We start from the raw sequence: 7,802 nt of genomic DNA on the forward strand, positions 1-7,802 counted from the left end.
GCGGGCAGCCGCTTGACCGAGCATCCCACCGGGCACCTGGACCGAATCCTGGCCGGGACCCGGCCCTAACACCAGTCTTAAGTAGCCGATTACAGCGCTCTGCTCGAATACCAGCGATACGTATGTTGACCGGTGAGCAGTCAGTCGGTGGTGGGGAGGTCGTCGAGGATGGAGGAAACCGGGTGCTCTCGCATGTCGAAGATGCTCAGACGAACAGCAGCTGATCGAGAATCGCCACAGACTCGCCCACCGTGATCTCGAGCCTGCCTGCCAGTGAGTCCGTGTCGAATTCGGTTACGAAACAGCGTGATTCGCCGTCTCGGTGCAGTAGTTCGCTGGCACGAGTTCGATCCCCAGTTCCTGGATGAACTCATCCTCATCGGGTACCACGAACTGCTGGAACACGATGCGCTCCCCTCGGTGGGTGCTGCCCATCGTGCCGTCCTTGCCTCACGCATCAGCGGAGACACAACGCACCAGATGGAACCTCCAGGAACGGACCTGGGCATCAACGGGATCTCTCAGATCGAGGTCGGGCCGCTCACCGATATGGCCTATCGGTTCACCCGCGGCTGAGCGGCACATCCCAGAACGCGAGTTCGTGGCGCATGCCGGTCAGGAACAGCTCCTCCGCGTTGTCGCCGCCGGCTTCGTCGAGCATCTGGGCGCAGCGGGCGGTGAGAGCCGCGAAGCCGGGGTCGGCGTAGGTGTCGATCCAGCGCTGGTAGCGCGGGTCGGCGGGTGGGTTCTGTGCGAGGATGGCGCCGAGCGTCGAATAGCCCCATATGCAGGGATAGAGGGCGGCTAGGCCGTCGGCGTAGTTCGCGGCCGAATCCAGCAGGAACGCAGTGTATTTCGTGCATGGCTCGCCCTTGACGGCGCCGTCGAGGTCGGCGCCGAACTCCGCGGCCAGACCGCGGTGCAGCGAGATTTCGTCGTGGAAAGTGGCGTGTGCGAGGTCGACCAGGTCGCCGAGGTGGGCGGCGGGCGCTTGCCAGGCGAGGCGGGAGAAGACGCGGACATAGTCGAGCAGGAACAGGTAGTCCTGTTCCAGCCAGGAGCAGAACACCGGCTCGGCGAGTTCGCCTTTCGCGATCCCCGCCACGGTCGGGTGCGCCAGCTGCTCATCGACCAGCGGGCGGCCGAGCTGCTCCAGATGGGTTGCAAGACTCATGCGAGAAAGTCTCTCTTACTCGCCTGATCGCGTTGGCGGCGGTGTTGCACCGGGTAGCGCTACTTGCGCTTCGGCGGCACCGGTATTGCGGGTTCGGGAACTCGACGACGTCGCCGTTGACCATGACGTAGTCCGGGCCGCCACATCCCCATATCGGGAAGCTGCCTGCTCCGCGCAGAGCCCTCGTCGCGGGCAGCGTGGCGCCCGGTGCGCTGAAGGTCAACGGGCCGAGGGTATTTCGGTCAGTCGGACATGCTGACCTACCGGTGGCGCCTCGCATAGATTTGGATCGTGGAGACGTACTCGGAGTTCCCGGCGAGTCTGTTGACCGAGCGACTCCGGCTGCGGTGTTGGCTTCCATCGGACGCGGAGGAACACCGTGCGCTGTGGGCCGAGCGAGCGACGACGACACCCGGTACGCCTACGAATGGAAGTACGACGGAATCCGCTGCCTGGCATGGATTTCCGACGGCGTGTGCTACATGGTCAGCCGCAACGGCAACTACCTCAACGCGGCCTTCCCCGAGATCTCCCACGCCGTGGTGTCGCTAGCGACGGGGCGGGAGATCGCCCTCGACGGTGAACTAGTGACCCGGACCGCGACGGGGTGCCGCGGTTCTCCCGGATCGGGCGCCGCATGGGCGTGACACGCCCGAGCCCAGCGCTGATCCGTGCGGTGCCGGCGTGCCTGTATGTGTTCGATCTGCTGGTTTTCGGCGGCCCGCCATCGCGACCGGCCCCAGTTGTGGTCGGCACCCCACCTGGCTGCTCCGCTGGTCGGCATGGCAACGAAGCCATCAACACCAGGCAAAACCCGCTCGCTACCAGCGAGGACAGGCACTACATCACAAAGTGATGCTGGAGCTAGGTCGGGTACTATGCATCGGTCGAGACTGTGACCGCACCTGAGCTGCAAGCTAGAGGAGGCCACCCATGACTACTTCACAACAGTTCGAGTTTCCCCCACGCGACGGTTTCGTGGTCACCCATTTCCTCGTCGTCTCCGACCAGGACAGATCGCGCGACTACTACCGGACCGTGTTCGACGCCCAGGTCGTGCACGACCGTGACCCCGTCATCCTGCAGTTGGCCAACACTTGGCTGATCCTCAACGACGGCGGTGGTCCGACAGCGGACAAACCGACCGTAACCCTCACCACGCCGCAAGACCCCGACACGGTCAGCGCCTTCCTCAACATCCGCGTCGCTGACATCTACCAGTCGCAGCGCGAATGGACCGCCCGAGGTGCGGATTTTCTGACCGAACCGGTCGACCACCCCCACGAATTCCGCTCCTACATCCGTGATCCCGACGGCCACCTCATCGAAGTTGGCCAATCGAAGGGCCCCTAACAAAAGCAATCGCCCACGAGTTTCGTTCTCGATGAGGAACAGATGCTAGGGATCGAACTCGTACGCTTGTGGTCCGACTGGAACTTGCCCGTAAGCGGCGCCCTCCTCGTCGAACAGGTCCGGAGGCGCCTGTGAGGAGGAGCTGGAGGGCGGGCTGAACGCGGTCGCCCCCGTTCGAGACTGCGACGGGCGGATCATGGCCGCGCTCAGCGTCTTCGGGCCCTCGTATCGGCCGGCCGCCGCTCGATTCTCCGAAATCGCCGAGCATGCAATGGAATCCACCGTCGTTATCGGCTGCCGCCCGACCGCGCCTAGGGTTCGTGCACCGCAGACCTGGTCGCGACGTGTGCGAGCAACCACAGCAGGGCGATGCCCAGATGCCGGGTGACCTCACTCAGCGCGTTGTCCAGTGCCACCCAGGTGGACCCCGGCCGGTGTGCACCGATGACGACGTGGGCCTCACCGCCGCAGCGGCTGACCCGCCCGCTGATGAACATCTGCACTCCAGCGCTCCCCCTCGACCGATTACGTGACCGCGCGATAGTTCGACGCCGCTGGGCCGGCGGACTGCTTGCATCGATCGTTTTCCGAACGGCTGTCGGCATTGGGTGTACCCCTACACCACATGAGGTTGCGGCCCCAGGACGCCATTCGCCTTGTAGTTCAATGGCAGAACTTCTGCTTCCCAAGCAGTTTCAGATTCCCGATCGCCTCGGCGATGACTGTGATCTGGTCGTCGAGATCGAGAATCCAGTCCTCGATAGCGGCGGTGGTAAGTCCGGCCGCCAGTGCGGCTTCGAGCTCGCCGTGCGCGCGTGCCCGAGCCGTCCGCAGCGCGGCGAGCGTGCCCTCGACCGTCACTTCTTGCCCGGATTGCTCAGTGCGAATGGGGAATTCGCAGTCGATCATGCGTTGGCCTTCGTGTGGGTGCGGATGGCAGGGCTGGGATGGGCGGCAGGCGGCTCGACTGTTGGATTGCTATCGACCTAGCGGTCCTGCGAAAGGCAGGACGACCGTGCAGGAGACGGGTGTGGCGTGCGCGGGGTCGAGGGCATTGAGGACCACGCGCGCGGTGACCGGATCCGCGGGCAGCTCGTAGTGCTCGGTGTAGTCGGTCGGGCAGAGGTCCTGCAGCACCACGTCGTCGACATTGGGTCCGTCCAGCAGGCCGGTGGTCCAGGGGGTGGCGATCTCGTCGTAGCGGGAGACCACGGTGGTGAACCGGATGTCCGGTGCGAGAGCCGGGTCCGCGTTCAGGTCGATGGCGACCTTCGAGCCGGGCGAGAGCTGGCACGGCCCGCACTGTGCGGCCAGTTCCGCTCCGGGCGCGGTGGATTCGAGCAGCGGCTGCAGGTTCGCGAGGCCGCTGACCGTGGAGCCGTGCAGCGGCGCGGCCAGCGCCACGTAGTGGTCGATCTTCGGGATGGCGCCGAGGTGGTTCAGGGCGTAGAACGGCACCGCGCCGCCCATCGAATGACCCACGAGATCGACCTTGTCCGAGCCGGTTTCGGCGCGCACGCGGTCGATGAAGTCGGAGATCTGCTGGGCGCTGGTCTCGACCGGCGTGATGGCGCCCATGACTGGGCCGAGCGCGCCGGTGCCGTAGGTCGTGGTGAACACGCAGTAGCCGGCGTTCGTGAGGACCGCGGACAGGGTGTTCCAGGTGACGGTGTCATTGGACAGCCCGTGCAGCAAAACCACCGGATTCGGGTGCGCGGCAGCGGGCTTGCAGGACCAGTCGTTCGCGCCGGGCGGCGCCTGCCCGGGCGCGGTGAGCTCGGCCGCCAGTCCGCCGAAGTAGCTGTAGGAAGGATCCGGCTCGTCGGCCGCGGCCGGGTGTCCGGCGAGCGCGGCGGCGAACAGGACGGCGGCGCTGAGGCAGCAGGTGGCCGATCGCATGCGTACTCCCGGGGATTCGTGCCGGTCGGCCTCGCGATGCCCCCTACGCGCCGCGCATGACCGACCGGTCGGTCATAGGCTAGCCGCTGTGTACCCTCGGAGGGAAGAGACAGCGCAGGAAAGGATTCCGGCCATGCCCCGACCCGCGGAACCGGGCCGCAACGCCCTGCTCGACGCCGGGACGGAGGTCGCCGCTCGCACAGGCCTGGCCGGACTGTCGGTCAATGCCGTGGTCCAGGCCGCAGGCATGGCGAAAGGCACCTTCTACCATCACTTTCCGGATCGGCGCAGCTATGTGGTCGCGCTGCACCGCCGGTATCACGACGAGCTGACCGGTCTCGTCCTCGCCGCCATCGGCGACCTCACGCCCGGCCGCGAGCGACTGCGCGCCGGCCTGGCCGCCTACCTCGACGCCTGCCTGGCCACCCGGGGCACCAAAGCCTTTCTCGCCCAATCTCGCACCGAGGCAGATCTACTCGACGAGGTGACCGCCCGCAATCAGCTGGTCGCCGCGGCGATCGTGCCCGATATCGAACAGCTGGGCTGGGCGGACCCGCCCGCGGTGGCACACCTGGTCATCGCCATGGTGGCCGAGATCGCGCTCACCGAACTGTACTCCGGCGCGGCCCGCCCCGACCTGCGCGCCGCGCTCACCGCATTGATCGAGCGCACGCCGGACTGACCGCTGTCGCGGTCACCGCCCGTAGTCGGCGAGCCCGGCCCAGCTCCGACCAGTATTCACTGACCTGTAGACCGTTCGCGCCGCTGACCGGGCAACCACCGTTCGCCGCAACCAATCCCGGCCAGGTCGTCGCCAGGCACCTGAGCAAATCGGTTGAGCATAGCTACGGCGACCCGGTGCAGACCGGGGACGGTCTGTCGTAGATATGACGGCCTGTGCAGTCCGTGGCTCCTGGGCCGCCCCTGAAAATCAGGGCAGCATTCTGAAATCAATCTATTTTAGAGTTCTTGGGACATTGCACCCCAAGGAGTCCGTAGTTGAAATCCGTTCTGACCTACCGGCTCCCCACCATCGCGACCGCCTGTGCAGCCGCCGCCATCCTGTACGGTACCGGGGTCGCCACCGCCGCTCCGTTCACCCTCGATCCGGTGGCCACGACAAACGCTTCGGGCTCGGCGGACTCGGGATCCGTCACATCCGGTTCAGCGATGCAGACTCTCGACGCGAATTCGAACACTGGCTCGAGTTCGGCCCGGCTGCTGTGGCGCCAGTTCTTCTGTCAACAATCCGGTGGCATCTGGCATCCGGAAACCGGTTACTGCGCAAGCTCGGACGGCTCCAGGATGGGCTAGCTCGGACCGAAGACCTCCCTCGGATACGACACGCGCCGTCGCCTTCAAGCGCGAGTGCGATTGACCTACCAGCGGATCAAAAGATCCAGGCTGGCGGCATGGACATTCGGAATGGCCAGCTTTGAAACACAGCGCGTCGCGCGCTGCCGGTGGCCCCCCGGGCCCGGCAGAGCTGTTCTACACGCCGGTGTGACGCCATGCCCTCCGAGATTGCTGGAGCGGCCGCGTTCAGGCGTCGAAACCCTTAAGAGCTACTTTTCGCACCGATGTTCCTTGAACCCCGAGTTCGAGGGGACCCACACCATCGCGTGCGCCCGCGAGGTCGGATCGGTGCTCATGCGATCTCGACACCCGATCGCTTCTCGACGACCCATTCGAGGGCTCGCAGGTCCGCGTCCAGTTTTCGGAACAGCCAGTAGGTGGCCACGAACGCGAGCCCGGTGATCCCGCACAACCACAGCACCGAATTCGTGATGCGGACGCGCTCGTCCGGCTCGAGGTAGAGGAATCCGGTCAGCACGGCGACCAGGGGCACCGATGCGGCGATGCCGAGGTAGACCGTGCTTCGTCGGTGCAGTGCCCGGAGGTGGGCGGCATCGCGAACGGTCGTGTGCCCGTGGCGCAGGTAGATCGGGTAGACGCAGCGGACGATGTAGAACGCCTGCAGGAAGAACATGTAGGAGACCGCGATCGCGCCGCACACCAGCACCAGCATCGCCGCATGGGCCAACAGCCGCGGCGGGCGAGCGGCTATCGCGCCGAGCAGGGCCACCCACACCCCCGCGCCGATCATCCAGAACACCAGGGTGAACATCACGTCGAAGTCGGCCCAGAACAGGGTGCGTGATCGGACGCGGGCAAGCGTCGCCTCGTCGTAGCGTCTGCCCTTGCGCAGGCCGCGGGGCACCGCGATCAGATGTCGGCACAGGTAGACCCAGCTCACGATGGCCAGCGGCCAGGCGATCAGATGGAAAGTGTTCGAGGCCTGGATGAGCTCCGAGTGGACGGCCCCTGACGGGCGCCCTCTGCCGAACTGCAAGCTCTGCCCGTACAGGTAGACCAACGCCGGTCCGACGCCGACCAATGCGATAAGCCACAGAATCGGGACGGGATGACGCGAAAGCCGTGCCCGCCAACTGTTCTCCGGTGGATAGACGAGGTCACGGGCCCGCTCGTCGAGGCACAGATCGAACTGCACAGCCAATTCCGATCCGCTGCCATACCGGGACTCGCGATCCGGTGACAGGCAGGTCAGCAACACCTGCCGCAACGCCGCAGGACAATCGGCGGGAACCTCGGACAGGAACCGCGCATCGATCGGACGGCGACGCAGCTCCAGCATCCGGCCCAGCGACGTCTCCGACATGCCCGCGCATTCCTCGTCCGCGAACGGGATCCGCCCGGTGAGCAGCGCCCACAACATCACCGCCAGCGCATAGATGTCACTACGCGTATCGAGGTCACCGGCCGTACCCGGAAGCTCCGGATGGCACGCTTCGAGCTGTTCGGGTGACATGTAGGCCAGCGACCCACCGAAATACGCCAGCGGGCTGGTACCCCGGATCTGTCGACTGAAGCTGACATTGAAGTCGGCGAGCTTGGGTATCCCGTCGGCGCTCAGCAGCACGTTCGCCGGCTTGATGTCGCGATGCAGCACCCCGCGCCCGGCGGCGTGCCCGAGCGCGTCGGCGAGCCGGCACCCCAGCCAGGCAACCGTTTCCGGCCACGTCATCGCCGCGATCCGGGCCCGCACCGCCGAATCAGCAGCACGAACCTCACCCTTGTCCCCGAGCACCCCGTCGACGGCATCGAGCAACACCCGCCCACTACGGGCATCAACCGGGGTCGACCGCAGTCGATTCAGCACATCGAGCAACGTGCCGCCCGGCAAGTACTGCATGTAGAGCAGCTTGAGCTCGCCATCGGCGATCAATCGCTGGTCGAAGATCCGCACGATGTACTCATGGTCCAACTGGGCAAGAGTCTCCGGCTCGGTGCCGTGATTGTGCGAGATCTTCACCGCGACCAGCCGCTGCATCGACCGCTGCCGCGCCAGATACAC

At 65.9% G+C, this 7,802-nt stretch carries 10 protein-coding genes; 4 read left to right on the forward strand and 6 right to left on the reverse strand.

The features are described from left to right. Positions 1-294: 294 nt before the first annotated feature. Positions 295-435, reverse strand: coding sequence for a hypothetical protein (locus tag ACWEKS_RS48385; RefSeq protein WP_452346444.1), 141 nt, complete (start codon positions 433-435; stop codon positions 295-297). Between the two features lie 127 nt (positions 436-562). Beyond that, the gene (locus ACWEKS_RS48390; RefSeq protein WP_452346445.1) at positions 563-1,174 is read right to left on the reverse strand and encodes a TenA family protein; all 612 of its coding nucleotides are present in this window, start codon (positions 1,172-1,174) and stop codon (positions 563-565) included. 386 nt (positions 1,175-1,560) lie between these two features. Here ACWEKS_RS48390 and ACWEKS_RS48395 point away from each other — a divergent pair, with 386 nt between their 5' ends. Both ACWEKS_RS48395 and ACWEKS_RS48400 read left to right on the forward strand, forming a co-directional pair. Continuing rightward, positions 1,561-1,821 (forward strand): ATP-dependent DNA ligase, encoded by a 261-nt coding sequence (locus ACWEKS_RS48395; protein ID WP_452346446.1) that lies wholly within the window; start codon positions 1,561-1,563, stop codon positions 1,819-1,821. A gap of 286 nt (positions 1,822-2,107) precedes the next feature. Further along, entirely contained in the window at positions 2,108-2,527 is a 420-nt protein-coding gene (locus tag ACWEKS_RS48400) for a VOC family protein (protein ID WP_452346447.1), read from the forward strand. Between the two features lie 311 nt (positions 2,528-2,838). On the opposite strand, the gene ACWEKS_RS48405 is transcribed toward ACWEKS_RS48400, so the two are convergent. The 3 genes from ACWEKS_RS48405 to ACWEKS_RS48415 all read right to left on the reverse strand — a co-directional run bounded on the left by ACWEKS_RS48405 (position 2,839) and on the right by ACWEKS_RS48415 (position 4,426). Further along, on the reverse strand, positions 2,839-3,030 hold the full coding sequence (locus ACWEKS_RS48405; protein WP_452346448.1) for a hypothetical protein: 192 nt from the start codon (positions 3,028-3,030) through the stop codon (positions 2,839-2,841). Between the two features lie 160 nt (positions 3,031-3,190). Then, positions 3,191-3,436: a hypothetical protein gene (locus ACWEKS_RS48410; protein WP_452346449.1), complete on the reverse strand. Its 246-nt coding sequence runs from the start codon at positions 3,434-3,436 to the stop codon at positions 3,191-3,193. Between the two features lie 69 nt (positions 3,437-3,505). Next, positions 3,506-4,426 (reverse strand): esterase/lipase family protein, encoded by a 921-nt coding sequence (locus tag ACWEKS_RS48415; RefSeq protein WP_452346450.1) that lies wholly within the window; start codon positions 4,424-4,426, stop codon positions 3,506-3,508. Between the two features lie 133 nt (positions 4,427-4,559). Between ACWEKS_RS48415 and ACWEKS_RS48420 the strand changes: the two genes are divergently transcribed. Together ACWEKS_RS48420 and ACWEKS_RS48425 are read left to right on the forward strand one after the other, a co-directional pair. Beyond that, on the forward strand, positions 4,560-5,108 hold the full coding sequence (locus ACWEKS_RS48420) for a TetR/AcrR family transcriptional regulator (RefSeq protein WP_452346451.1): 549 nt from the start codon (positions 4,560-4,562) through the stop codon (positions 5,106-5,108). A gap of 317 nt (positions 5,109-5,425) precedes the next feature. After that, positions 5,426-5,740 (forward strand): hypothetical protein, encoded by a 315-nt coding sequence (locus ACWEKS_RS48425; RefSeq protein WP_452346452.1) that lies wholly within the window; start codon positions 5,426-5,428, stop codon positions 5,738-5,740. A gap of 334 nt (positions 5,741-6,074) precedes the next feature. Here ACWEKS_RS48425 and ACWEKS_RS48430 read toward each other — a convergent pair. Next, a partial coding sequence (locus tag ACWEKS_RS48430; RefSeq protein WP_452346453.1) for a serine/threonine-protein kinase occupies positions 6,075-7,802 on the reverse strand: 1,728 nt, incomplete at its 5' end.

Source organism: Nocardia sp. NPDC004711, assembly GCF_053601595.1.